The organism is Opitutus terrae PB90-1 (assembly GCF_000019965.1).
GTDB lineage: Bacteria > Verrucomicrobiota > Verrucomicrobiia > Opitutales > Opitutaceae > Opitutus > Opitutus terrae.
The window spans coordinates 2,796,722-2,820,875 of sequence record NC_010571.1 but is presented as its reverse complement, the minus strand read 5'-3'; the positions used below and the strand labels follow the sequence as shown (position 1 = coordinate 2,820,875).

At 65.9% G+C, this 24,154-nt stretch carries 17 protein-coding genes and 2 tRNA genes; 10 read left to right on the top strand and 9 right to left on the bottom strand.

From position 1 onward, the window contains the following. Positions 1-123: 123 nt before the first annotated feature. The gene (locus OTER_RS11110) at positions 124-495 is read left to right on the top strand and encodes a hypothetical protein (protein ID WP_012375013.1); all 372 of its coding nucleotides are present in this window, start codon (positions 124-126) and stop codon (positions 493-495) included. A 16-nt stretch (positions 496-511) separates the two neighbouring features. Here OTER_RS11110 and OTER_RS11105 read toward each other — a convergent pair whose 3' ends face one another. Then, the gene (locus OTER_RS11105; RefSeq protein WP_044891713.1) at positions 512-1,150 is read right to left on the bottom strand and encodes a CDP-alcohol phosphatidyltransferase family protein; all 639 of its coding nucleotides are present in this window, start codon (positions 1,148-1,150) and stop codon (positions 512-514) included. Between the two features lie 259 nt (positions 1,151-1,409). After that, complete coding sequence (locus OTER_RS11100; RefSeq protein ID WP_012375011.1) at positions 1,410-2,300, bottom strand: aldo/keto reductase; 891 nt, start codon at positions 2,298-2,300, stop codon at positions 1,410-1,412. Between the two features lie 254 nt (positions 2,301-2,554). Here OTER_RS11100 and OTER_RS11095 point away from each other — a divergent pair, with 254 nt between their 5' ends. Next, positions 2,555-4,738 carry a beta-glucosidase gene (locus OTER_RS11095; RefSeq protein ID WP_012375010.1) on the top strand — a complete coding sequence of 728 codons (2,184 nt, stop codon included), beginning with the start codon at positions 2,555-2,557 and terminating at the stop codon, positions 4,736-4,738. Positions 4,739-4,832: 94 nt separating this feature from the next. Here OTER_RS11095 and OTER_RS11090 read toward each other — a convergent pair whose 3' ends face one another. Then, on the bottom strand, positions 4,833-6,287 hold the full coding sequence (locus tag OTER_RS11090; protein WP_012375009.1) for an outer membrane protein assembly factor BamB family protein: 1,455 nt from the start codon (positions 6,285-6,287) through the stop codon (positions 4,833-4,835). A gap of 353 nt (positions 6,288-6,640) precedes the next feature. Between OTER_RS11090 and OTER_RS11085 the strand changes: the two genes are divergently transcribed. The 3 genes from OTER_RS11085 to OTER_RS11075 all read left to right on the top strand — a co-directional run bounded on the left by OTER_RS11085 (position 6,641) and on the right by OTER_RS11075 (position 10,515). After that, positions 6,641-8,326, top strand: coding sequence for an MFS transporter (locus OTER_RS11085; RefSeq protein WP_012375008.1), 1,686 nt, complete (start codon positions 6,641-6,643; stop codon positions 8,324-8,326). Positions 8,327-8,580: 254 nt separating this feature from the next. Further along, a complete protein-coding gene (locus OTER_RS11080; RefSeq protein WP_012375007.1) occupies positions 8,581-9,963 on the top strand; it encodes a GntP family permease in 1,383 nt (460 codons plus the stop codon). Positions 9,964-10,095: 132 nt separating this feature from the next. After that, positions 10,096-10,515 carry a hypothetical protein gene (locus tag OTER_RS11075; protein ID WP_044891712.1) on the top strand — a complete coding sequence of 140 codons (420 nt, stop codon included), beginning with the start codon at positions 10,096-10,098 and terminating at the stop codon, positions 10,513-10,515. A 119-nt stretch (positions 10,516-10,634) separates the two neighbouring features. Here OTER_RS11075 and OTER_RS24105 read toward each other — a convergent pair whose 3' ends face one another. Then, a complete protein-coding gene (locus tag OTER_RS24105; RefSeq protein WP_012375005.1) occupies positions 10,635-11,168 on the bottom strand; it encodes an FKBP-type peptidyl-prolyl cis-trans isomerase in 534 nt (177 codons plus the stop codon). Between the two features lie 350 nt (positions 11,169-11,518). Here OTER_RS24105 and OTER_RS11065 point away from each other — a divergent pair, with 350 nt between their 5' ends. Beyond that, positions 11,519-15,907, top strand: coding sequence for an immunoglobulin domain-containing protein (locus OTER_RS11065; protein ID WP_044891711.1), 4,389 nt, complete (start codon positions 11,519-11,521; stop codon positions 15,905-15,907). A gap of 34 nt (positions 15,908-15,941) precedes the next feature. Here the strand turns inward: OTER_RS11065 and OTER_RS11060 are convergent, their stop codons facing one another. Then, on the bottom strand, positions 15,942-17,144 hold the full coding sequence (locus OTER_RS11060; protein WP_202796032.1) for a hypothetical protein: 1,203 nt from the start codon (positions 17,142-17,144) through the stop codon (positions 15,942-15,944). A gap of 166 nt (positions 17,145-17,310) precedes the next feature. Between OTER_RS11060 and OTER_RS11055 the strand changes: the two genes are divergently transcribed. Together OTER_RS11055 and OTER_RS11050 are read left to right on the top strand one after the other, a co-directional pair. Further along, a complete protein-coding gene (locus OTER_RS11055; protein WP_012375002.1) occupies positions 17,311-17,757 on the top strand; it encodes a hypothetical protein in 447 nt (148 codons plus the stop codon). Between the two features lie 65 nt (positions 17,758-17,822). Further along, complete coding sequence (locus tag OTER_RS11050) at positions 17,823-18,683, top strand: alpha/beta fold hydrolase (protein ID WP_202796031.1); 861 nt, start codon at positions 17,823-17,825, stop codon at positions 18,681-18,683. Positions 18,684-19,028: 345 nt separating this feature from the next. Here the strand turns inward: OTER_RS11050 and OTER_RS11045 are convergent, their stop codons facing one another. The 3 genes from OTER_RS11045 to OTER_RS11035 are packed head-to-tail and all read right to left on the bottom strand — an operon-like array spanning position 19,029 to position 22,281. After that, on the bottom strand, positions 19,029-20,069 hold the full coding sequence (locus tag OTER_RS11045; RefSeq protein WP_012375000.1) for a cytochrome c3 family protein: 1,041 nt from the start codon (positions 20,067-20,069) through the stop codon (positions 19,029-19,031). Further along, the gene (locus OTER_RS11040; protein WP_012374999.1) at positions 20,066-21,715 is read right to left on the bottom strand and encodes a GMC family oxidoreductase; all 1,650 of its coding nucleotides are present in this window, start codon (positions 21,713-21,715) and stop codon (positions 20,066-20,068) included. Before OTER_RS11040 ends, OTER_RS11045 begins: the two co-directional genes overlap by 4 nt. A 2-nt stretch (positions 21,716-21,717) precedes the next feature. Then, positions 21,718-22,281, bottom strand: coding sequence for a gluconate 2-dehydrogenase subunit 3 family protein (locus tag OTER_RS11035; RefSeq protein ID WP_012374998.1), 564 nt, complete (start codon positions 22,279-22,281; stop codon positions 21,718-21,720). Positions 22,282-22,476: 195 nt separating this feature from the next. Here OTER_RS11035 and OTER_RS26185 point away from each other — a divergent pair, with 195 nt between their 5' ends. After that, entirely contained in the window at positions 22,477-23,493 is a 1,017-nt protein-coding gene (locus OTER_RS26185; protein ID WP_237702478.1) for a hypothetical protein, read from the top strand. Positions 23,494-23,772: 279 nt separating this feature from the next. Here OTER_RS26185 and OTER_RS11025 read toward each other — a convergent pair. Next, positions 23,773-23,849, bottom strand: a tRNA-Asp gene (locus tag OTER_RS11025). Positions 23,850-23,964: 115 nt separating this feature from the next. Here OTER_RS11025 and OTER_RS11020 point away from each other — a divergent pair. Beyond that, a tRNA-Arg gene (locus OTER_RS11020) sits at positions 23,965-24,041 on the top strand. Positions 24,042-24,154 lie beyond the last annotated feature (113 nt).

The window sequence follows — 24,154 nt, the reverse complement described above, 5'->3', positions numbered from 1 at the left end:
CGTGACCGCTGGCGAGGAGCGAAGCCTCGCGAGCACGATCCGTGTCACGTGACAGGCTTGTGGATTGCCGCGGCGGCCTGCCAGGTGTGTGCCTGACGCTGTTCAGAAATACCCCACCACCCCATGAAACGGATCGCCCTCCTGCTCGCGATTGGGCTGATCGGCCTGACCGGCTGCAAACGCGAGATTACGTTCTCTCCCGGCTCCAGTGGAACCGTTGTCAATCAAACCAACGTCAGCGTGAATAAGAACCGCGGGGACATCGTGGTCTTCACCAACAACGACGACCCGGTCCACCGCATCAACGTCTTCCCGGCGCCGGGTCCCGCGCCGGCGACCAGCGTTCCCACCACGATCTATCCGCCCAACGCCGGAGCCGGCCGGCCCAGCTCTTTTACCTGGACCATTCCGGCCACGGCGACGCCCCCAGCGGCCTTCAACTGGGTCTGCGTCACGCACACCGGCGAGTTCGGCACTATCACGGTCAACCCGTGATCGCGTCCGGCGCCGACTACAGTTTCGGTACCTTCACCGTGCTGATCATCGCGCTGCCGCTCGCCGCGTAGAGGAACGCGAGCGGGTGCAGCACGAGTCCGCCCAGCGACCACGCGCCGAGCCACAGCTCCGCGCCCGTGCGGCTCTGCGCCTGCAAGACCGCGAGCACGGCCACGATCACCACGCTCGTGGGAATCGGCGTGCCTTCGAAATATTTCACCTTGCCGCTCTCGTCCGAGAGCGCATCGGCGGTCGCATTGAACCGCGCCAGCCGGCTGATTCCGCAGGCGACGAAATAAAGCAGAATCGCCACGTCGAGCGCCCCGCGCAGCCCGATCGCAAATCCGATCGCGGCCGGCGCCACGCCAAACGAGACCACATCCGCCAGCGAATCGAGGTCAGCTCCCAAGGGCGACGAGCGGTGACGCCAGCGCGCCACGCGGCCGTCGGCATAATCCAGCACCAGCGCGACGGGCAGCAGCGCCATCGCGGTCCAGAGCCAGCGCGGCTCGGTCGTCACGAGAAACTGCATCGCCGCGAGCACCGCGCCCGTGCCGCAAAAACCGTTTCCGAGCGTCAGCACGTCCGCGGCCACAAACGACCGGATCATCGAGAAACGCCGCGGACGCGGCCGGGGGGTTTCATGCGCGCTCATGCTGCGGCCTTGGTCATTCGCCGCGCACGAGCGTTCCGGCCGGGCAGCGCAGCCCGGTCGCACGGGAGGTCGAGCGTGTTGCCCTCAACACGCTTCCTCACGGCCGCATGGCTTCGCCGTGCGTCCGATTTCAATCGTAGACCAGCCACAGTTGGGAGCCTATTCCGTGAGCGCGGCGAAAGTCGAGCGACCGCGCGGCGGGCAGCGGAATGCGCGCCCTACCTCCGAAGCCGCGGCTCCAAACCACGCGTTGCCCCGCTCACACCGCGCTCGCCCGGCCGGCGCGCTCGATTTCCTCCCACTCAGTGCGGTCGAGCTTCAATCCGCTCGCGGCCACGTTCTCCTCGAGGTGCGCGACCGACGACGTGCCCGGAATCGGCAGGATCACCGGCGACCGTTGCAGCAACCAGGCGAGCGCGAGCTGCGCGACCGTGGCGCCATGCCGTTTCGCCGCCACGTCGAGCGGACCGCCTGGCCGCGCCAGATCGCCCGCGGCCACCGGGAACCAGGGAATAAAACCGAGCTGATGCTTCGTGCAGTAGTCGAGCACCGCCTCGCTCTGCCGGTTGCCCAGATTGTAGAGATTCTGCACGCTGACGATCGGCAGCACGCGCCGCGCCTGCTCGATCTCCGGCACCGAGACTTCGGAGAGCCCGACGTGCCGGATCTTCCCTTCGCGCTGCATTTCCTTGAGCACGCCGAGCGTTTCCGCGGCGGGCACCTTCGCGTCGATCCGGTGGAGTTGATAAAGATCGATCCGCTCCAGCCGCAGCCGCCGCAGGCTCATCTCCACGCATTGCCGGAGATACTCCGGCCGTCCCACCGGGGCCCACTGGTCCGGCCCCTGTCGCGTCAGTCCGCCTTTCGTCGCGATCACCAGCCCCTGCGGATAAGGATGCAGCGTTTCGGCAATCAACCGCTCGCTCACCTCCGGCCCATACGAATCGGCGGTGTCGATCAGGTTCACGCCGAGTTCCACGCAGCGCTTCAATACCCGCCGTGCCTCCGTCGGGTCCTTCGGTTCGCCCCAAATGCCGGGCCCGGTGATCCGCATCGCGCCGAAGCCCATCCGCCGCACCTTCAGCCCATCAGGAAACACAAACTCGCCGCTTAGGGCGGCGTCCGTTTTTGCAGTCGTGATCGTGCTCATGCCGCGACCCAAATCCCATCGTCCTGCAAACGCAACGCGCCCACCCCAGTATCCCGCCCGGTCGTGCCCTCCGGCGGAGCTGCACCACGCACCATGTAACTTAATAGGGTGCATGGTGCGGACGCCCAGCGGATCAGCGCGGGCGCGGGGCGGGAGCCGCAGGAGGCTGCCGACGCCAGGTTCGACCGCGGAAACTCCGCTCTTACATGAGACTAGGAGTGACGTTTTCCGTTCGCCGGCGACATTGCTGGATCATGAGCAATCCGACCGCCCCCACGTCTCCCGCTTTCGGTTCCCTCGAAACCGCCACCTCGTTCACGCCCACCCAGATCGATGCCCGGGCGCGCGAGCTGCTCGCCCAGCTCAGCCTCGATGAAAAACTCTCGTTGATGGACGGCGACACGCCGTTCTGGCCCGGGCTCGCCGAGATGATGGCACCGGGCGGATACGGCAGCCGGCCATGGGTCGCCGGCGCCGTGCCGCGACTCGGGATTCCAGGTATCCGCTTCGTCGATGGTCCGCGCGGGATCATCATGAAAGGCGCCACCACGTTCCCCGTCTCAATGGCGCGCGGCGCCTCCTGGGACACCCTGCTTGAGGAGCGGATCGGCGACGTGATCGGCAAGGAGCTGCGCGCGCTCGGCGGCAATTTTTTCGGCGGCGTGTGCATCAACCTGCTCCGCCACCCCGCATGGGGCCGCGCCCAGGAAACCTACGGCGAGGATTCGCTGCACCTCGGCGAACTCGGCGCGGCACTCGCTCGCGGCGTGCAGCGGCACACGATGGCTTGCGTGAAGCACTATGCGTTGAACTCGATGGAAAACGCACGGTTCAAGGCCGACGTCACCATCGGCCCGCGCGCGCTGCACGAGGTTTACGCGGCGCACTTCAAGCGCGTCGTCGATGCCGGCGTCGCGTCGGTGATGAGCGCCTACAACAGCGTCAATGGCGAATGGGCCGGCCAGAATCGATCCCTGCTCACCGAAATCCTGAAGGAGCAGTGGGGCTTCCAAGGCTTCGTCATCACCGACTTTATCTTCGGCCTGCGCGACGCGAAGCAGGCCGCGCTCGCCGGACAGGACATCGAGATGCCGTTCGCGATGCGCTACCATCGCGAATTGAAGGGTCTGGTCGAAAGCGGCGAGGTGCCGCTCTCGCGCATCGAGGACGCGGCGTTTCGGATTCTGCGCCAGCAGGTGCGGTTCGCCCAAGGCCGCGATCCTCAGACCTACCGGCGCGACATCGTGGGCTGCGCCGAGCACCGACAGCTCGCGCGCGAAGCCGCCGAGAAAAGCATCGTACTCCTCAAGAACGAAGCCTCGGCGCTGCCGCTCACCAGCGTGCGGCGGCTCGCGGTCGTGGGCCGGCTCGCCGCGATTCCAAACACCGGCGACGGCGGCTCGAGCAACACGCAGCCGGCCTACGTGGTCACGCCGCTTGAGGGCATTCGCGCCGCGTTTGGTTCGAATGCCGTGGTGTTCAACGATGGCGCTGATCCGGCGGCCGCGGCGCAGATGGCGGCCACCGCCGACGCCGCGGTCGTGGTCGTCGGCTACACGCACGAAGACGAAGGCGAATACATCCCGCCGGACATGATCCCGTATTTCGCGCCGAGCTTTCCACCGCCTACTCCGGAAGAGGAGCCGATCGCGAAAAAGATTCTTCCCGGCCACGGTCGCGAAGAAGGCAGCTTCTCGCCCGGCGGCGATCGCGAACGGCTGACGCTGCACCCACGCGACGAGCAATTGATCCAACGCGTCGCCGCCGCCAACCCGCGCACCATCGTGGTGCTGAGCGTCGGCAGCGCCGTCATTACCGAGGCGTGGCGCGAACGCGTGCCCGGCATTCTCGTGCTCTGGTACGCGGGGATGGAAGGCGGACACGCGCTCGCCGACGTGCTCCGCGGTCGCGTGAATCCCGCCGGCCGGTTGCCGTGCACGTTCCCGCGTCGGCCCGAAGATCTGCCGTTCTTCGACCGCAACGCCACCGAGATCACCTACGATCTCTGGCACGGCTACCGGAAGCTTGCGCGCGACGGCGCGACGCCGGCGTTCCCCTTCGGCTTCGGGCTCAGCTACACGACGTGGCAACATGCAGATCTCCGGCTGGAGCAAAGCGAACTCAGGGCCGGTGACACCCTGCGCGCGTCCGTGGCCGTCACCAACACCGGCTCGATCGCCGGTGACGAGGTGGTTCAGCTCTACGTCTCGGCGCTGCAGTCGAAGGTCGAGCGCGCGCCGCGCGAGTTGAAGGCGTTCGCGCGCGTCTCGGTTGCGCCTGGCAACTCGCATCGGGTCGATCTGTCCGTCCCCGTCGCCGATCTCGCCTACTACGACGAGACGCGTGGCTGGGTCGTTGAGCCGACTGAATACGAAGTCGCGATCGCCCGTCACGCGCACGACACCAGCGCCCTCACCGCGCGCTTCCGCGTCGGCTGAGCGCCGAAACACGCCTGCGTGGGAGCACGGCCGCCCTCGGCCGCTGCCTCTCTTCGCGGGCGTGCCTTGTCTGCACCCCTGCGCGGAAACGCTTCTAGTCGACCCGTCGCGCCGTCGTCTTCTGACCGAACTGGTCCAACTCCAGCGCGCGCACCGGCTGACCCTCCGCGCGCACAAACTTGCCGCGCGTGCCCCAGAGCATCGGGCACGCGAATGAGCCGTCTTTCTCCACCGTCACCAGCGCCGGCGGATAAGTCGCGTAGTTCATCGCCAGCAGGCCGTCATGAGCCGAGAGCGTATAAACATCGCCCGACTCGGTCCGATAACGACCGACGGCCGGCGGCAGCAACTCGGGCGCGTTGGGCTCGGCGACGGGCGCCGCATCACGCAGCTGGAACGCGTAAAAGTGTCCGTCTTCACTGCCCACGTAAGCGAGCCCATCGCCCACCACCACCGAGCCGTAAAGCGCGCCTTCGGTGAAGTCGATCGAGCGCCCAAGCCCGCTCCGGGCGTCGATCGTGTAGATCCGGCAGTCTTCGCCGCCGTAGAGCACCGTCTGGCCGATCACCACCGGCGAGCCGATGATCCGGGCGCCCGTGTCCACGCTCCAGGCGGGCTCGCCGGTGTGCAGGTCCAGCGCTTCGAGCAGATGTGAATCGGAACCGCCGATGATAACCTTGCCTGCGGCAATCGCCGGCGAGGCGACCACCCATGATCCCGAATGCGGCCGCCGCCATTTCAGCGCGCCGGTTTTTGCATCGAGTCCGAACACCGCCATCGAGCGCGCGCCGAAACACACCACGCCGCCGCTCACCGCCGGCGACGACTGCACGAGATCGCCCGTTTGAAACCTCCACCGCTCGGCACCGGTTTGCGCGTCGAGCGCATAAACGTGTCCGTCGAAACTACCGACAAACACCGCTCCATCCGCCACCGAGGGCGTCGAGCGCACCCGATGCCCGGTCATGAACGACCAGTGCTCCCGCCCATCCGCGAGTGCAACGCAGCGCACCGTTCCGTCGCCGCACCCGACATATATCCGGTCGCCCGCGACCGTCGGCGACGACACCCACCAGTCGTAGATTCGCGGATCTCCGCCAACCGGCTTGAGCGATCCCGTGGCTAGTACCCAGAGGGCGTCGCCGTTTTCCAGCCGCAACGCCCGCAGCACGCCATCGGCGCCCATGACAATGACGCGATCCTCCGCGATCGCGGGGGACGACGAGACCGGCCCGCCAAGTTTGATCTTCCAAACCTGGCCGCCCGTCTTCGCGTCGACCGCGTACAGAAATCCATCGTTGCTGCCAAAGACCGCGATGCCGCGGCTCACCGCCGGCGTGGAACGCACCGGTCCGCCGGTCTCGAACCGCCACGCCATGCCCGCGAGTTCCACCGTGCGACCCGGTAGCGCCGCCTCATGCGTCGGCGAGCCGCGAAACATCACGCTCGCGTTGACCGGCTGCGCCCAAAGCCCGGCAATCGCGTTCAGGGCCAGGCTAAGCACGGTCGTGCGCCAACTCGAATTCGTGCAGCAGGATCCCATCATCATGGCCGCAGTCGATAGCCGCGCTATTCGTGTCATACAAGCACCGGCTGCCGCGAGCGCGTGCGAACGTTGCAGCCAGATTCCGAACTCGTTTTTCCGAGGTGGCCCTGCGCGTGAGCGCAGCGATGCGCGGCATCGGTGGCGCCAGGCAATGTCCACGGCCCGGTGGATCGCGCTGCTCACGCCCCGGGCACCGGCGCGCCCCTTCCGCCTAATCGCCTGTCCCCTTGCCTTTTCCCTTCCGCTCCCTACATGTGCGCGCGGTCCGTTCGCTCTTCGCGATCCCCCGCCGCGATTTCCCCCGAAATCGCGCCGCGAGCCACCCGGCGGCCGGACCGAGTCGCTTCACCCCACACATGGACCCTGTTACCTCCGTCTCGCCGATCCCCGAGGAAGGCATCGATCGCAAACACAAGCTGGTCATCTTCGCCTCGTCGCTCGGCACCGTCTTCGAATGGTATGATTTCTACATCTTCGGGACGCTCGCGGCGTTTTTCGGCAAGCTCTTCTTCCCCGCCGGCAATGAAACGGCGGCTTACCTTTCGAGTCTCGCGCTGTTCGGCGTCGGCTTCTCCGTCCGCCCGTTCGGCGCGCTCGTGTTCGGCCGGATCGGCGACCTGGTCGGACGCAAATACACCTTTCTCGTCACCATCATGGTGATGGGCCTGTCGACGGCGGTGATCGGATTCCTGCCGTCGTTCGCCACGATCGGCTGGGCCGCGCCGATCATCCTCGTGCTGCTGCGACTGGCGCAAGGCCTCGCACTCGGCGGCGAATACGGCGGCGCCGCGACCTACGTGGCCGAACACGCGCCGCACGGCAAACGCGGCATTTTCACCAGCTGGATCCAAACCACGGCCACGCTCGGGCTGTTCCTTTCGCTCGGCGTCATCGGCACGACGCGGTTGGTGATGGACGCCGAGGCCTTCAATCGCTGGGGCTGGCGGATTCCGTTCCTCTTCTCGTTCGTGCTGCTCGCCGTGTCGGTCTACATCCGACTGAAACTGCAGGAGTCGCCGGTGTACCTGGAGATGAAGGCACAGGGCAACCACTCGAAGGCGCCGCTCACCGAAAGCTTCGCGCGCTGGCCCAACGCCAAGCTTGTGCTCGGTGCACTGCTCGGCGCCACCGCCGGCCAGGGCGTCGTCTGGTATGCCGGCCAGTTCTACGCGCTCTTCTTCCTGATGGCGACGCTCAAGCTCTACTTCATCGACGCCTACGCGCTGCTGTCGGTCGCGCTCGTGATTGGCGCCGCGCTGCTCGTGTTCTTCGGCTGGCTCTCCGACAAGATCGGCCGGAAATACATCATGCTCTCCGGCTTCGCGCTCGCGGTGCTGACGTATCCGACGATTTTTGGCGGATTGACCAAGGCCGTGAATCCCGCACTGGCTCACGCAATGGAGCAGTCGCCGGTCACGCTTCACACCACCGACTATCACGGCATGGCCAAGCTGACGCTCGAAGCCGTGGCCGACGCCGCGACAAAGATCGTCAAGCCGGCGCCGCCGACCAAGACAATCGACCAGGCGCGCGCCTACCTCAACGCGAAGGGCATTCCCTTCGATCTCGCGCCCGCGACTGATCCGTCCGTGCCGCTGGCGCTCGAGGTGGACGGGAAGATCATCACCGGCTTCGACGCGAAGGCCTATGATGCGGCCTTTGCGGAGAGCCTGTATTCGAAGATCACCGTCACCTCTGCCGATGGCAAGATCGTGGCCGCCGATCCGGAAGCGGTGCAGCGACCGAAGGTGATCCTGCTGTTGTCGATCCTGCTTGCCTACGTCGCGATGGTGTATGGCCCGATCGCGGCCTATCTCGTCGAGTTGTTCCCCACGCGAATCCGCTACACCTCGATGTCGCTGCCGTATCACATCGGCAATGGCTGGTTCGGCGGATTCCTGCCCCTGATCGCCACGTCGATCTGCGTTTACACCGGCAACATCTACGCCGGGCTCTATTATCCGATGGCGATCGCCGCGATGAGTCTGATCTACGGCCTGTTCTTCCTGCGCGAAACGAAGGATCTCGATATCTCGCGATAAGGCGAATGCCCGCGCCCTTGGGCACGACCGGGGTGAAATCCGCGCCCTGCCAGCGACTGCAACTTCTTTCGGGGCGCATTTCGGTTTCCTGAAAGCCCACGGGCGAGACGCCCGTGCCACGTGGCATGGGCGTCCCGCCCATGTCGAAAAAGTGAGATGCGTCTTCTTTCGGTCATCGGTGCTCAACCGGCGCTTGTCGCCACGCGCGGTGCGATTACCGTCCCGCCGTTCCGTGCCTCGGGCCGGAGCGCCCCATGCCCCCGCTTTCACTCCCGGCCTCGCTGCTCACCGGACCGTCGCTGCTCCTGGCGCTCGCGCTGGGCGTTGCCTTCATCGTCGTCGCCACGACACGGTTCAAACTCCACCCGTTCCTCGCGCTGATCATCACCGCCTACGCGCTCGGGCTCGCGGCCGGATTGACGCCGGCCGCGACGATGAGCGCGCTGACCGGCGGGTTCGGAAAAACGATCGCCACCATCGGCATCGTCATCGCGTGCGGTTGCATCGTCGGCTCGGTGCTCGAAAAAAGCGGCTGCGCTGTGGTGATGGCTGAGACGGTGCTCAAGCTCATCGGCCGACAGCGCTCCGTGCTCGCGATGTCATGCACCGGCGCGGTCGTCTCGATTCCGGTTTTCTGCGATTCCGGCTACGTCATCCTCTCCTCGCTCAACCGCTCGCTCGCACGGCAGACCGGACAGTCGCTCGCGGCGTTCGCGGTTGCGCTGAGCATGGGACTCTACTCGACGCACTGCCTCGTGCCGCCGACACCGGGACCCATTGCCACCGCCGGCGAACTCGGTGCCGACATCGGAAAAGTGATCGTGCTCGGGCTGCTGGTGGCGGTGCCGGTCGTGCTGACGACCTACGCTTACGCGCGCTTCGTGGGAAGCCGCGTGTTCGTGGATCCCGCGCGGCACAACGGCAGCGCAGCGTCGCCCACGCCGCCAGCGATGCCGCGGCCCGGCGCGCTCGCGGCGTTTGCCCCGATCGTGCTTCCCGTGTTGCTGATCGCACTCAAATCCGTGGCTGATCTTCCCGACCGCCCCTTCGGCGACGGCGCGTGGCGCGCGGCGTTGGCAACCCTGGGCGACCCGAACACCGCCATCGTGCTCGGCGTCTTTCTGGCGTGGTTCGTCGTACGCCGCGCAGGCCGCGAGGTTTTCGGTGCGTGGTGTGGCGACGGACTGCGGGATGCGGGCACGATCATTTTGATCACCGCCGCGGGCGGCGCGCTCGGCGGCGTGCTGCGCGAAACGGCGATGGCCCAGTTCGTCGGTGACAGCGTTGCCGCGCTCGACCTTGGCCGCTGGAGCATCCTCCTGCCGTTCCTGATTGCCGCCGGCCTAAAAACCGCCCTGGGCTCGTCGACCGTCGCCATGATCACCACCGCCTCGCTCGTAGGGCACCTGCTGCCGTCGATGGGCCTCGCCGCGGGGTTTGGCCCCGTGCTGACCACGCTCGCCGTCGCCTCGGGGGCGATGATGGTCTCACACGTCAACGACAGCTATTTCTGGGTGATCTCGCAGATGTCGGGTCTCACCGTCAGCCAAGGCTACCGGCTCGTCACGGTGGGTTCGGCAATTGCCGGCGTCACGGGCGTCGCCGTCGTGCTGACGCTGAGTCTGGTTCTCCTCTAGCCCGAGTTCTTCCCGGGAATCGCACAGGATTCGTCCCTCGGTCCTTGCCGCAGCAGGGCGCCCAGAGTTGGCTGGGTGTGCCCCAAGCCGGCCCAGCCTCCGGTCGCGCGCATCCCCATGGATTCTCCCAACATGCCCCTCCCCACGCGCAGCAAGGACGAAGAACACCTCCGGCTGCTCGCGGTTTTCCACTACGTGGTCGCAGGTATCGGTGCGGTGTTTGCCTGCTTTCCGCTCATTCACGTGGCGATCGGCGTCATGATGGTGACGAGCTCCGGTTTCATGGGTGAGGCCGCGAAAGGCACGCCGCCGCCGCCCGGTTTCGGCTATCTCTTCATCGCCATCGGCGGAACGCTGGTGCTGATCGGCTGGGCTGCCGCCCTTTGCACTTTCCTCTCCGGACGGTTCCTCGCCCGTCGACAGCACCGGATGTTCAGTTTCGTGATGGGCGCGATCCTGTGCGCGTTCATGCCATTCGGCACGGTACTCGGGATCTTCACGATCATCGTGCTCAGCCGCGAATCGGTGCAGCGGCTCTACGCGGCGGCGTAGCCGGCGGCGCGGGTTTCGCTCCCGACGTGCCGCCGCGCCAGTCGCCCCGCTCCCGATCCCAGCGCGAATCCGCGGCCGGTTTCGGTCAGGTCGGCGCCTCGCGATCAGAGTGCTGCGCGCTACGGGTTCACCGCGAGCAACTCGACATCGAAGATCAGTCCGGAGTTCGGTGGCACCCCCGCCACTTTCATACCGCCGTAGCCGAGCTTCGGCGGAATGAAAATCTCCGCGCGACCGCCGGGTTGGAGCGACGACATTGCGGCGGCCCAACCGGTGATCAGCCGGTTCACCACGAAATCCTGCGGTTTTCCTCGCGCACGCGAGTCGTCGAACACCGTGCCGTCCTTCAACCGGCCGGTGTAGTGCACGCGTACCACGTCCGTCATCTTCGGAGCGCTCCCCTCGCCTGGCGTGATGATGCGGATCCCCAGGCCGCTCGAGCGCCAGGCGATATCCGCCGCCGTGGCGGTCTGCCCAAACGCCTGCACGCGACGTTCGAGCGCGAGATCGTCCACCGCCGGCGGGGGCTGAGACTCGTTCCGATCACACCCGGCAATCGCCAGCATCGTGACCAACGAGACGAAAATCAGCCGGGGCTTCATCACGCCGAGTCCACCCGCTGTGCTCGTCGCGCGCGAGCCCCAAGCGTTCATCGCGCCGATCGGCTCCCAGTTGGGCTTTTCTACCCGGCGCTGAGCCCTCGAGCTACGCCCTCAAAGTATCGTTCGTATTTGGCTCGGAAGATTGAACTGCAATCGCATTTCAAGATTCGCTGGCGTGGCGAGCGCGACGCCACCATGCTTCGGTCACTCGCGTGCCAGGCTTCCATCGCTTCTGTTTTGATCCGAAACGACCGCTGTCCGCCGTGATGCGTTTCGCCCTCGGCCTCGGTTTTGGATTTATTGCCGCCGCGGCACCTATGTCCACCGGTGCGTGGACGAAGACAATGTCCCTAGTAGCCCCGGATGTGCCACCAACTCCGCCGCCGCCACCACCGCCGGTTTTGCCGTACTCCATCAGCGGGCCCTGGTCCGTCGAGAGTGGCGAAGAGGTGATCTTCACCCTCACGCCAACACCCCCCGACACCGGTGTGAGCTATCAGTGGCGCAAGAACTCCGTGCCCATTGCCAGCGCGACGACGTCGACTTACTCAATCTCCGCGGCGACGGTCGCTGATGCCGGGAAGTACAGCGTCGTGATCACCACGACGGAAGGCTCTGGCACGCCGGAACTGCAGCTGAGCGTGAAACCGCCGGCGCCGCCGGTAATCACGATGTTGGGAGTTCCCGCGGATCGCTACGTCGGCGAAGCAGTCGAGTTCATCTGCAGCGCCACGGGCAGCCGCCCCGTCACGTACCAATGGCGCAAAGACGGACAGGACCTTCCGGGCGCGACAGCCGAGAGTCTGCGGATCGGCGCGGTGGCGCTCGCGGACGCCGGATCCTACTCGGTGGTGGTCACCAACGCGCTCGGGTCTGTGACCAGCCCGACGGCGAGCTTGAGCGTAATGCCCGCCATCGCGATCGTGATTTCGGCGGTCGGCCCCGCCGATACCACTGCGGCACAGTACTCGACCGTTTCTTTCCGAGTGCGACTGCGCAGCGGATCGCCTCCGCTCCGCTATGAGTGGTTCAAGGACGACACTCCAATCCCGGGCGCGACGGCGGACACGTTTCAGATCGACGTTGCGCAGCTAAGCGATGCGGGGCGATACCACGCCACCGTGTCCAATCCCGCCGGCACCGCCACGTCGCGGCAGGCGACGCTGCAGGTGACGCCGGCTTCACCCGTGACGATCCAGATGCAGCCCCAGAGTCAGACCGTTTTCGCGGGCGAGGGATTTATGCTCACGGTGACGGCCAGTGGTCCGGCTCCGTTGACCTACCAATGGTTCAAAGACGGAGTGCCGCTGAGCAATCACCCGGAGCATTGGGTCCAGGTGAGCGCAGCGAGGTTGTCCGACGCCGGGAGTTATACGGTTGTCGTGAAGAACACGTACGGCGAAGCGACGAGCTCGGCCGCCGTCGTCACGATCAAGCCGGCCGTCCTGCCGTCGTTCACGCTGCAGCCAGCGAGCGTCGAGGTTCCCGAGGGCGAGTGGGCGCGGTTCGCCGCCGCGGCGTCGGGCAGCCCGCCGTTGACCTACCAGTGGTATTGCAACGACGTCCCCGTTCTTTACGGCACCTATCCGGAATTGTCGCTACAAACAGTTTCCGCCGATGAGGCCGGCACCTATCGTCTGGAAGTCCGCAACGGCGCCGGCATTGTGAGCAGTCAGTCGGCGACAGTGACCGTGCTCCCACCGCTCGCACCGGGAATGCGGGATCTCAAGAGCATCTCGGTGCCGCTCGGTCGGTCGGCCAGCCTCGGATGGGACCTGTGGCGCGCCGAACCCGACATCACCTACCAGTGGTTCAAGGATGGACAGCCGATCGCCCGGGCGCGAACCCTCTCGCTGCACTGGCGTGATCTCACGCCCGCCGACGCCGGCGACTATTTTCTCGTCACCACCAACCGCACCGGTTCGACACCCAGCCAGGTCGCCCGGATCACCGTTCTCGCGCCAGCTTCCGCCTCGCAGTGGGCGCAGGTGCAGCGTCAGGGCGACGTGGTGTATTTTCTGCGCAACAACCCAGGTCGGATCGAACGCTTTGATCTCGCCACGGACACCTGGCTGCCGGCGCTGCCATTGGCCTCTGAACCCCACGCGATGCTCGTCACAGCCGACGCACTCTACGTCTCGCGCGGCAAGACGCTGGACCGACTCCATCTCGACGGCACCGGCGCGGCCGCGTTCAGCACCGAATTCGCTTCGGACGTGGTCGGATTGGACAAACTCAACGACGCGCTCGTTGCCTACGAAGCGCTGCCCGATGACGATTCCCGGCTGACGCTGGTGCGACTGAGCGACGGCGTGAAAACCGTCGCGCAGACGTGGGTCTGGGATCGCTGGAGCGAAGTCGTGGCGCTGCCGGAGCAAAACCGTATCCTCACGCGCAGCTCCAGTGAACCTTCGAGCTTCCTTTATCTGGACATCCGTTCGGACGGCTCACTGCGCGGGCCGGAACGGGGACCGTACTATATCGATTTTCCCGCCGGCAACCGCTTCACGGTATATCCCGATCACGAGCATTTCGTCGATAATTCCGGCATTGTCTACCAGAGCTCCGACCTTCGTTTCGCCGGATCGCTGGGCGGTGGCTTCGACGACATCTCCTTCACCGAAAGCGGCGATCCCGTCGTGTTGCGCGGGAGCACCGTGCATATTTATCGGAGTTACGTCGAACAGCGCCGGTATGCCTCTGGCTTCGCCGGCGGCCGGCTGTTCGTACGCGGCGACGAAGCCGTGATCTTCGGCACCACCGGCGCCGATGGCTCCATCAGTCGACTCCGAGTGCCACTCTCGCTCGCGCAGCCTCCGGCGTCCGCCGCCGCGCTGGACCCGCAAACGCTGAATTTCACGCCGGACGACGTGTTTCGTGACAAAAACGGCGTGATCCACCTGCTCAGCAAACTGCACCGGCAGCTCTTCCGGTGGTCTACGACCGAGCGCCTTTTCCTGACGAGCCTCCCGCTGCAGGGCTGGCCGAATCATGTGGCATATTCGCCGGCCACGCATCGCGTCTACGTCGCCTACGGCGATGCACGCGTGACTCAAATCAAGCTCGACGCAGCCACGCCACAGGAAGAGCCCTTCTTCACCTCCGTCGAAGCGATCGACGCGCTCACCACCGCTGGTGAGTTCGTGCTCTTGTGGGACAGCCATCGGAGCAGCAGCGTCCGCTGGTGTTTCATCGTGGCTCCGGACGGCCGCTTGGCTTGGGCCGAGCGTTTCGGAAACCCGAGCCGCCACTACGAGTGGAACCCCGTGAATCGCCGGCTCTATCACTTCCGCGACTGGGTTTCCCCGAACGACCTCGGCTATACCGCGATTTCCACCACCGGCGCGATCGCGGCGCAGAAGGATTCGCCCTATCATGGCGACGAGCAACTGACGCCCCGGTATCCCATCCGGCTGACTCCAGACGGCGCGGCGGTGTTGATCGGCACCGGCCGATTCTACGACGCAGACACGCTCGCGCTCATCAACGGACGTGAACTCGGCAACCGGATCGACGACGCGGTGTGGGTGGATGGACGGCTCTTTACCGCCCGCGCACTGGCAACCGGCGTGCAGGTTCAGCGCTGGAACGACGCGACGGGCACGCTCGAGCGTTCAGTCACGGTCCCGGGCAAGGTCGCGCGGCTCTTCGCTCACGGCACGAACCAGTTACTGGTCGTCGCTTCGCGGCCGGAGTCCGTGCCCACGTTTCTCTTTTTCGACCTCGATCTGGCGACCTTGGCCACTCCGGCGCGGCCCGTTGCGCTCGCCGATCAGCCGGCGTCACAAGCCGTCGGGCTCGGCCAGTCTGCGACGCTGCGCGTCGTGACCGCGGCGAACACCGGCGCCGCGACCTACACCTGGCTGAAAAACGGGGCACCGATCGGGGGCGCGACGGCGCCCGAGTTGACGCTTGCCGATTTCCAACCGCGCGACGCCGGAATCTACACGGCCCGAGTCGCGATTGCCGACGGCTCCGCCGAGTCGGTGCCCTTCATCCTCGGGCCCACCCCGCGCGCCAAGGCAACAGGCACCGCGAGCGAAGTCGGACCGAACATCGTCCACCCGAACGGCAACACCTACGACCAAGTGCTGCTGACCGGTGGCGCGGCGAGCGTTTGCGCGGATCCAGATCAGATTCTGCGAATCTCCTTCGTGGATCTCTCTGGCGACATCGTCCAAGTGGAATACAGCGGCGCCGGCACGTTATCGGTGGTGATGGACTATCCGTCCGAGCCGGCACCCGCCGTCAACTACGTCCAGCCTGGCGTCAACTACGTGAGAGGCCACGCCAACATCATCGTGACTGGCGCCGATGAAACGTCTCACCTTTCCATCTTCACCGTCGGGCGGGTCACCGCGGTCAACCCGTCGCTCTTCCGCTACGACGTGGACTATGACGGTGTCGCCGACATCGCCGCGATCGCGATCCACAGCCGCAACGGCCGGTTCGGCAGTCTTCGTGCCGCCAACGCATGGTGTTTCGCCACCCGCGGAGTCACCGGCCTGTTTGCTCCCGGGGTTCAATTCACCGGGCCCGTGTATCTCGGCGACATCAGCGCCATCGACGCCGCCACGCCGCACCTGTCTCTGGCGTCAACGCCCGATTTGCGCGTTGCCGGCGGCAGCCTCGCCCAGATCAACGGCGCTGCGGTGCGCGTCTCAGAGCTGGTGCCGTGTGCCTTCACGGACGGGACCACCTCGCACGGCTGGACCCTGCCGGCGATGACGAACCAAGCGCGGTTTGAAAAGGATGGGCTGGACGTCACGTCGCTGATCGTCCCGCCCTGACGAACCAATAACCGAGAGCCGGGTTTCGAAGACCCTACTCGCGCTTCGTGCTGAAATGCAGTTTGGGGCCGCGACCGGAAGCGTCCTCCGACGCGAAGATCGTCGCCGACAGTGCGCCGAGCGGCCGCAGCAGCAAACCCTTCGTCGTGCCATCAAGCAGCCGCTGCATCACCGGTCGCGGCAGCGTGAAATGCGCCACCCCACCCGGCTGTTCGGCCAGCTCGAGGTCGACCGTCATCTGCGGGTTGAACACGTCCGCGTAACTGCCGCCCTGCATCAGGTTCTTGTAGCTCACGGTGCCCTGATCCCACGCGGGATCGCCGCCGAGAATTTCGATCACGTGCAGCTTGCCGAACTCCTCGCCGAAATCCTGCCCCCACGCCGCGATGTAGCCTCCGCCCAGCGCCAGCGAGCACGTCGTCAGCTCCAGCACGCCGGCGCCGTCCGCCTTCTGGCCGCGGAGCGCGCCGAAGTCCCAGCGCAACACCGCCCATTCCGCACCGTCGACAGTGAGCACCCGCGCGGCACCGTCCACCGTCGCCACGTGCCAGTCGTTGAAATTCACCTCCGGAAATTCCGGGTTGATCATGCTGTCGTGCGTCACCGCGAGGTGCTGCGCAAACGTGCTCAGCTCCGGCACCGGCGGATGGTACACCAGCGGTTCGCCCAGATCCGGACCCGCCTCGTCGCGGCGCACCACGTCGGCGCGATAGTAGTCGATGTCGACGTGATATTTTTCCAGGCCCCAGTCGGTGACGCAGAACTGCACGAACACCGTGTCGCCCGGCACCGCGTCAAAGTTCCGCGTGGTCATGCTGATCGTGTGCCACTCCGTGGTGTCGGCGATGTCGTATTCGCGGAGGTGCTCGTGAAAGTTCGTCGTCCGTTGGGTGTTGATCATGAAGTTCACCCGCCGCGGCGCGTGACTGGACCGGACGCGCGCCTCGACGCGCAGTTCGTAAGCCGGGTCTTTGAGCTTCTCGAGATCGAGTGAAGCGGTGATGTCGCGCTTGATCAGCGTCCACCACGCGCCGTAGCGGTCCGCGGTCGCGTCGACTTCCATCCGTGCGAAGCCGTCGTGCGGGACGAGCGCGACCTTCGCCTCGCCGTCGCCCGCCATGGTGAACCAGCCTTCGATTTTCCCGCCGCCGAAATCATCGCGGAATTGGGCGCGGGCGGTGGTGGCGAGCGCGAGCAACGAGAGGGCGCAGAACAGGAACGGGGAAATGCGGGTCATCACAGACATGGACGTTTGGGAAAACGAACGGATGCGCAACCCTCGGGCGCGGTCCGGCGGAGCTTTGGCGCGGCTGTCCGGAATCGGGCACGTCGCTCGTTGTGACAGGTGAACCACGGCAGGTGCCGAACGGTTCACACACGCTGATCCTCAACCACCTCCCTCCATGTCCTCCGCCACCTTAGATGCCTCCAGCCTCGCTGAACGCGAAACCAAGTCCTTCACCCGCTATCTGCCCGCCGTCGGCCGGATTCTGCTCGGGCTGCCGATGGTGATTTTCGGACTCAACGGCTTCCTGAACTTCATCCCGCCGCCGGAAGCACCGCTGGCCCCCGGCGCCATGGCATTCTCCCTCGCGCTCGTCGCGACCGGCTACATGATGCCGCTGATCGGTGCCACGCAGCTCATTGCCGGCCTGCTGTTGGTGGCGAACCGGTTCGTCCCGCTCGCGCTGCTGCTCCTCGCACCCTTCTTCGTCAACAGCCTCGCGTTCCATCTGGTGCTCGAACACTCCGGGCTTGTGCCGGCACTGGTGTTCTTCGCGCTCGAGCTCGCGCTCGCGTGGACCTATCGCCGCGCGTATGCCCCGCTGTTCAAGCCCCGCTGGTCGTGAACCGCCGCGATTTCCGTGTCAGCCGTTCGCGTTCGGCGATTCCGCTCCGAGATTTCGTTTTCCTGGTGAGACCGCTCCTCCTCCTCGCCGTCGCCACGGCGGCCATGCTCTCCATGACTCCCGTCCACGCCGCCGAAACCGGTTACGCTCCCGTCAACGGTCTTCAGCTCTACTACGAGATTCACGGCCCGGCGAAGGCCACGACGACGCCCCTCGTGCTGCTCCACGGCGGCGGCGACACGATCGAGACCTCGTTCGGCGCTCTGCTGCCGGTGCTCGCACGCACGCGACGCGTCATCGCGCTCGAGCAGCAGGGCTACGGGCATACCGCGGATGTCCCGGACCGGCCGTTCACGTTCGAGCAGTCGGCCGATGACACCGCCGCCCTGCTCGCCCACCTGGGCATCGCCCGCGCGGACCTGCTCGGGTTCAGCAATGGCGGGACCATCGCGCTGCAGGTCGCGATCCGGCACCCGCAATGTGTGCGCAAACTGGTCCTCGTTTCCACGCTGACCTTCCGCCACGGCGCGGATCCCGCGCTCTGGGAATGGATGAAGAACGCACGGCTGGAGAACATGCCCGTGGAACTGCAGGACGCTTATCGCAAGGTCGCACCTCAGCCGGAAAACCTCCGTTTGATGCACGACAAGGCCGCGCAGCGGATGCGCGATTTCCGCGATATTCCGAGCGACGCGCTGCGCGCCATCACCGCACCTGCGTTAGTGATCGTCGGTGACACGGACGTGATCCGGCCGGAGCACGCGCTCGAGTTGGCGCGGCTCCTCCCTCACGCGCAACTGGCGGTCCTTCCTGCCACCGATCACATGGCGATCATGCATCGCACCGAGCTGCTGGAGCCGATGCTCACGCGGTTTCTGAATGCGGATCTGAGCCGTGGCACGGGCGTCCCGCCCGTGGGGAAATAAAGCCGGGATCTCGTTAGCGCATAGAGCCGACCCTCGCCCGCGGTGAGCTTGTCGAATCCGCATGTGGTGAGCCTGTCGAATCCGCCTGCGGTGAGCCTGTCGAATCCGCCGCCGGCCGCTCGCTGGCTCGCTGCATCATCGCAGGCCCTGGTCGCCGGCAAGCGGCGACCCTACAGCGAACCCAGTCCAGCGCTGCGCGCTCGTCGCAGCTACATCCGCCTCTTCGCTCTGGAGCGTTTATGTTCTCCTGTAGCCGACAGAATTCGCTGAGTAGGGCGAACCTTCCGGGTGAGCCGCGGCTCGGCGAGGACGCCTCGCCCTACCTCTCGGCGGCTACGGTTCAACTTAGTTCCCTTTCGCCAGCTCCTGGATCACGCGCCGTTGCGGCACTCCATTCGGGTGACAATCGGCGCAGCTTACCGTGTGAATGTTGTGCCGGCTCTCTGGTGACCGGAATGTCGTGTCCATCTTCTCGACGTCGAGTCCGCAGTGCGAATCAGCCGGATGGCACGCCGCGCACGAAGCCTTGGCCGAGTTCGTGTGCGACCAATGACAGTCGCGACAACTCAACCCCTCGTGCACTCCCGCCGGCGTCCGATCGTCGGACGTGCCGAGCGCATGCGCCGCATTCGGCGCATGACACTGCTGGCAGATTCGCTGACGCGGATCGCGCGAGACACGGATCGGCGTGTCGCCGCGACGGACATGCGGCACCGGCAACAGCTGCGCGGACACGTGCGTGGCCTCGCGCCGATCATAGAAGCTCGCGATCTGCGTCGTCGCCGCCGGCGCGTGAATCTGGTGACACGTCAGGCACGGGATCGCCGGCTGCACGCCCGTCTCGGTCCGCGTCAACGCCCACCCGCGCTCATCCTTCACCGGCGCGACGAGATTCGCGATGTCGCCAGGGAAGAACATCCCGTGACAGCGGAAACAATCGTTGGCCGGTGGCTCCACCGCGTTATGTGCCGGATCGAGAAAAATCCGCGCATAGGTGGTCGCGTGCTTGCTCGGCTGCCAGTCGGCGAACGCCTGCGGATGACAGCTCGCACACGACGCGTGCACCGCCAGTACATGATCCGGTTTGAGCCGGATCGTCGGTTCGGCTTCCTTCGCGAAATGCCGGACCACGCGCTGCACGTGCGACTCGACCGCATGCACATCGAGCGTGAGCGCGCCACCGTGACACGAACGGCAATGCACCGAGGCGTGGCTCGACGCCGACCAATCCGAATGGACGTTCGTCATCTCATGGCAGGACGCGCAGGTCGTGCGCGGATTGCCGAAATGAAAATACGTGAGTCCGCCCAACGCGGTCGAGGCGATGAACACGCCGCCGTAGAGCGCGATCCCGAGCAGCAATCGCAACCAGCGCTTCGGCGTCATGCGAACCGCCCGCCTTTCCATTCGCGCGCGATGTGATGCCCCACCCAGAACCCCAGCGCCATGATCGTGAGCGCCGGATTGTAGCCGCCATTCGTCACGTGGAGGCTGCCGTCGGCGAGGTAGAGGTTGTCGATGTCGTGCACGCGACCGTGGCGATCCGTCACCGACGTGGTCGGATCATTGCCCATCCGGCACGAGCCGGCTTGATGCTGGCCCGGACGCGAGCCGCGGCCGGCCACCGCTTTCCACGTCTGCACCGCGCCGGCTTCCTTCAGCCAGGCTTCCGCACGCGCGGCCAGAAATGCACCAACCTCGAGATCGTCCGGATGACGCTGGCCGGAGAGCCGCGCGACGGGAATGCCCCAATGATCCTTCAACGCCGGATCGATCTGCACGCGCATCTCGGCTACGGGCATTTCCTGCACCGGTCCGTGGATGCCCACGCAGCGCCGGTAGAAGTTTCGCTGCCAATCCTTGTGCGCCTTGCCCCACCGCGGCGCACCGGGCGGGCGGACTCCGGTAAACAGATACGGCAGCCGGATGAACTCGTTGCAGAGCGCGCCGCCCCCGCGCAGTCCGGCGTTGCCATGGTTGAAATCGTTGATCGCGATGGTCGCGCCCGGCCCGACGTCGTCGAAGGTCTCCTGCTCGAACAACCCCCACGCGCCCGAGTAGGCGTGGTCCTGCAGATTGCGGCCGACCCAGTCGTGGCGGTTGCCCGCGCCATTCGGGAACAGCTTCGATTTCGAGTTCAGCAGCAGCCGCGCGGTCTCGATCGCCGCGCACGACACCACGACCACGTCCGCCGTCTGATATTGTGGCCGATCCTCCGCGTCGAAGTAGCGCACCCCGCGAGCCCGGCTGTGGTCATCCACCACGATCTCGCTGGCCACGCACCGCACGCGCAGCTCGCAATGGCCGGTGGCGAGCGCCCGCGGGATCACGGTGTTCTGCGTGCCGTTCTTGGCGTTGATGGGACACGCGAAGCCGCAGCAGGCGCGGTTGTGCGCACACGCGTTCCGGCCGCCGTAGCGCACCGAGTTGCGCAGCATCGGAATCGGGAACGGATGCCAGCCGAGTCGCTTCGCCGCGGCGTAGAGCATCTCGCCTTCGCGGTTCTGCCCGAACGCGGGCATGGGATAAGGTTTCTGCCGCGGAGGCGCGAACGGGTTTGCGCTCATGTCGCCCGCGACGCCGATTTCCCACTCCGCCTTCTCGTAGAACGGCTCGAGGTCCGCGTAGCTGATCGGCCAGTCGTCGAGCGTCGAACCTTCCGGCCGGCCGTAGGTCGAGCGCATCCGGAAATCCTGCTCGGAGAACCGCCACGCCATCGCGCCGTAGCTCACCGTGCCCGAGCCGACGCACGCCGCGTTATTGCCGTAGCCGCCCTCGTGCGGCAGTATGCGGTTCCACTGCCCCGGCGCGCCCTCGCTCATCCGCGGAAACCGATCGTCCGGTCCATACGCGTTGCCGAGCACGGTCGTGCGCTGGCTGATCAGTTCGTCCTGCCCGTGCTCCTCGAAACTCACCCAGTCGCCGCGTTCGAGCAGCACGACGGACAGCCCAGCCTCGGCAAGCTCCTTCGCCACCACGCCGCCGCCCGCCCCCGCGCCGACCACGACTGCATTCACGTGTTTCAGCGCCATGGTCAGGCCTTGGGATAACGGTTTTGCCCGGCGATCACGGGTTGGTCCAACCCGAGCATCCGGTAGCTCGCGTAGCCGCGATTGCCGCCGTGCCGCGGGCTGCCGTAAAAACTCTGCATCGTGTGCGCGAGCACGACGTTGAAAAACGCCGGCGCCGACACGTCGGGCCAGAGTTCCTTTGGGACGCGCCCGGTCTCCACGGCCTGCAGCAACTCGATCTTCTGCACGGGCGCGAGCTCGTGAAACGCGCGGCCATAAACCTGGGTGCACGTTTGGCGGAACGACTCCAGTCCGCGGTGATACGTCGGCTGGTGCTTGCGATGCCGGCCGCCGAGTTGCCGGTCGATGAAATGGATCGCTCCCGTTTCCGTCGCACCGGGCAGATCGTCGCCCGGGATGATCTGTTCGCAGATTTCGATGAGCAACGCCGCGTCGTCGTCACTGAAATGCCGGAAACGACGCGGTGCCGTCGCCGGGATCGAGCGAATCAGCGGAATGGAACCGACGCCGACCGCCGCACCGGTGAGCCCAACCAGCGCCAGCTTGACCGCGGTACGTCGCGTCATGGCTGCGGAACCGGCCGGCGCCGGCTTCGCTTCTGGGGTGCGATCGGGGTTGCTCATCGGATTCGAACTTTCCGGGGTTGGATGTTCGCGCACCGGTCGCCGTCGACGAAGGCCGCCGGCGTCGCCCGTGCCCGCGCAGCCTAACCGAGTACACCGCCGCGTTCTCTCCAAATCTTGACCACTTGTCCGCACCGGTTGCGTTTCGTGCCCCCGGTCCTGGCCGCGCATCCTGCAGCTCGCACGCGTGTGGATGTGCGGCAGCAAGTTCCGCGGTCAGACGCGCGCGCCATCCAACGCAGCGGCGCCCGCTCTGGCCTTCCGAGGTCGCGCCTCTTCCTTCGCGCGGCCCGAGCCAAACTCGACGCACCGCGTATCCAGTTTTTAGCGCAGCGGGGTCGTCATGGCGGCCAGCTTGACAACCCACTCACCGGCAGGGACAAACACCGGATGGCCGATGCGGAAAATCGATCGCCGGAAGCTTCCGGCGGCTCGGATGCGCCAGCGAACCCTGCGCCGTCAACATCGCGCGCCGAGGCAATACCCGCATCGTCTCCTTCCATGGAAGTTCACGCTCCCGAACACCCGATCCACACGTGGCGCGAGTTTCTCCGCCACATCCTGATCGTGACGGTCGGCATTCTGATCGCGCTCTCACTCGAGGGGCTGGTCGAATGGCGGCATCACCGCACGTTGGCGCGGGAGGCACGCGAGAACATCCTGCGTGAAATCACGGCGAACCAAAGAACCCTGAAGAAGGTGCTCGAGTCGCGCGAGCGCGGTGAGCAGGAAACCCGCGCCATCCTCACCTACCTGGAAAATCGAGATGCAGCGAAGTCGCGCCCGTCCGAGCTCAACTTCTCGTTGTACACCGTGAATGCCGCGAGTTGGAACAGTGCCCAAGCCACCGGCGCGCTCGCGTACATGGACTTCGACGAGGTCCAGGTCTTTGCCGCGATCTACGACGCGCAGCAGCACTTCACGCTGATCCAGCAACAGGTATTCCGCGATTCGATGCTGGTGGGCGCGGCACCGAATCTGGAAAAAGCCGGCCCCGAGGAGCTCGCTGACTGGCGGTTGCGCGTCAAAACCCGACAGGCTTCGTTCCAAGCCGAGCTCCAGATGGCCGCCGCGCTCGACCAAGCGTACCAGACGGTGTTGAAGGACGACACGGGCCGCGCCGCGACTGAGGACAACGAAGCGGCGAGTAACTAGGGTTTTTAAAAGGCGGTAGTCCGGCGCTTAAGTTGTAGGCCCGCGCGCTGGGCGGGCGCGCTCGCTCGCGGTCGGGCTTCGGGCAGCAGCATCGTTGGGATCGGACCGCCCCCTCGGCTCTCAAATCGCGAACCTCGAGGTATCGGATTTCCGACGGCTCTCGTGCTAGCGACGTCGGCCCCGTGAGCGGGGACTCATCCATCCCGCCGAAGCCGACGATTCAACGGTCGAACCGGCGCAGCAAAAAACCCGCAACCGATTGGGCCGCGGGTTCTAAACTGGCGGGATGGACGGGACTCGAACCCGCGACCTTCTGCGTGACAGGCAGACGCTCTAACCAGCTGAGCTACCACCCCGAAGTGGGAGAGTCGGCGAACGTGCTAACCCGCCGCAGACGAGTCAAGCATGGTTTTGACCTTGTCGGTTCGCGACCCCAAAGCTACCGCTTCGCAGCAGCAATTCTGTCAGAACGCGGTGGTAGCTCAGCCGGATAGAGCAACGGTTTTCTAAACCGTCGGTCGCGGGTTCGAGTCCCGCCCACCGCGCCATCCGCCGGTTATGGCGCCTTCCGGAGCTTTCGCGCAGGAGGACCAGCGGACGTGCCAGCCGGCACGGTGAGACGGCTTAAGAAACTCTTCGATGAGCATTACCCCAGGGTAGA

What these genes read in the sequence shown, in the direction of transcription:
- OTER_RS11040 (WP_012374999.1), bottom strand. Translation starts at nt 21,715, where the DNA reads ATGGCGCTGAAACACGTGAATGCAGTCGTGGTCGGCGCGGGGGCGGGC.
- OTER_RS11095 (WP_012375010.1), top strand. Translation starts at nt 2,555, where the DNA reads ATGAGCAATCCGACCGCCCCCACGTCTCCCGCTTTCGGTTCCCTCGAA.
- OTER_RS11085 (WP_012375008.1), top strand. Translation starts at nt 6,641, where the DNA reads ATGGACCCTGTTACCTCCGTCTCGCCGATCCCCGAGGAAGGCATCGAT.
- OTER_RS11075 (WP_044891712.1), top strand. Translation starts at nt 10,096, where the DNA reads ATGCCCCTCCCCACGCGCAGCAAGGACGAAGAACACCTCCGGCTGCTC.
- OTER_RS24105 (WP_012375005.1), bottom strand. Translation starts at nt 11,168, where the DNA reads ATGAACGCTTGGGGCTCGCGCGCGACGAGCACAGCGGGTGGACTCGGC.
- OTER_RS11035 (WP_012374998.1), bottom strand. Translation starts at nt 22,281, where the DNA reads ATGACGCGACGTACCGCGGTCAAGCTGGCGCTGGTTGGGCTCACCGGT.
- OTER_RS11045 (WP_012375000.1), bottom strand. Translation starts at nt 20,069, where the DNA reads ATGACGCCGAAGCGCTGGTTGCGATTGCTGCTCGGGATCGCGCTCTAC.
- OTER_RS11105 (WP_044891713.1), bottom strand. Translation starts at nt 1,150, where the DNA reads ATGAGCGCGCATGAAACCCCCCGGCCGCGTCCGCGGCGTTTCTCGATG.
- OTER_RS11110 (WP_012375013.1), top strand. Translation starts at nt 124, where the DNA reads ATGAAACGGATCGCCCTCCTGCTCGCGATTGGGCTGATCGGCCTGACC.
- OTER_RS11055 (WP_012375002.1), top strand. Translation starts at nt 17,311, where the DNA reads ATGTCCTCCGCCACCTTAGATGCCTCCAGCCTCGCTGAACGCGAAACC.
- OTER_RS11060 (WP_202796032.1), bottom strand. Translation starts at nt 17,144, where the DNA reads ATGACCCGCATTTCCCCGTTCCTGTTCTGCGCCCTCTCGTTGCTCGCG.
- OTER_RS11100 (WP_012375011.1), bottom strand. Translation starts at nt 2,300, where the DNA reads ATGAGCACGATCACGACTGCAAAAACGGACGCCGCCCTAAGCGGCGAG.
- OTER_RS11080 (WP_012375007.1), top strand. Translation starts at nt 8,581, where the DNA reads ATGCCCCCGCTTTCACTCCCGGCCTCGCTGCTCACCGGACCGTCGCTG.
- OTER_RS11090 (WP_012375009.1), bottom strand. Translation starts at nt 6,287, where the DNA reads ATGATGATGGGATCCTGCTGCACGAATTCGAGTTGGCGCACGACCGTG.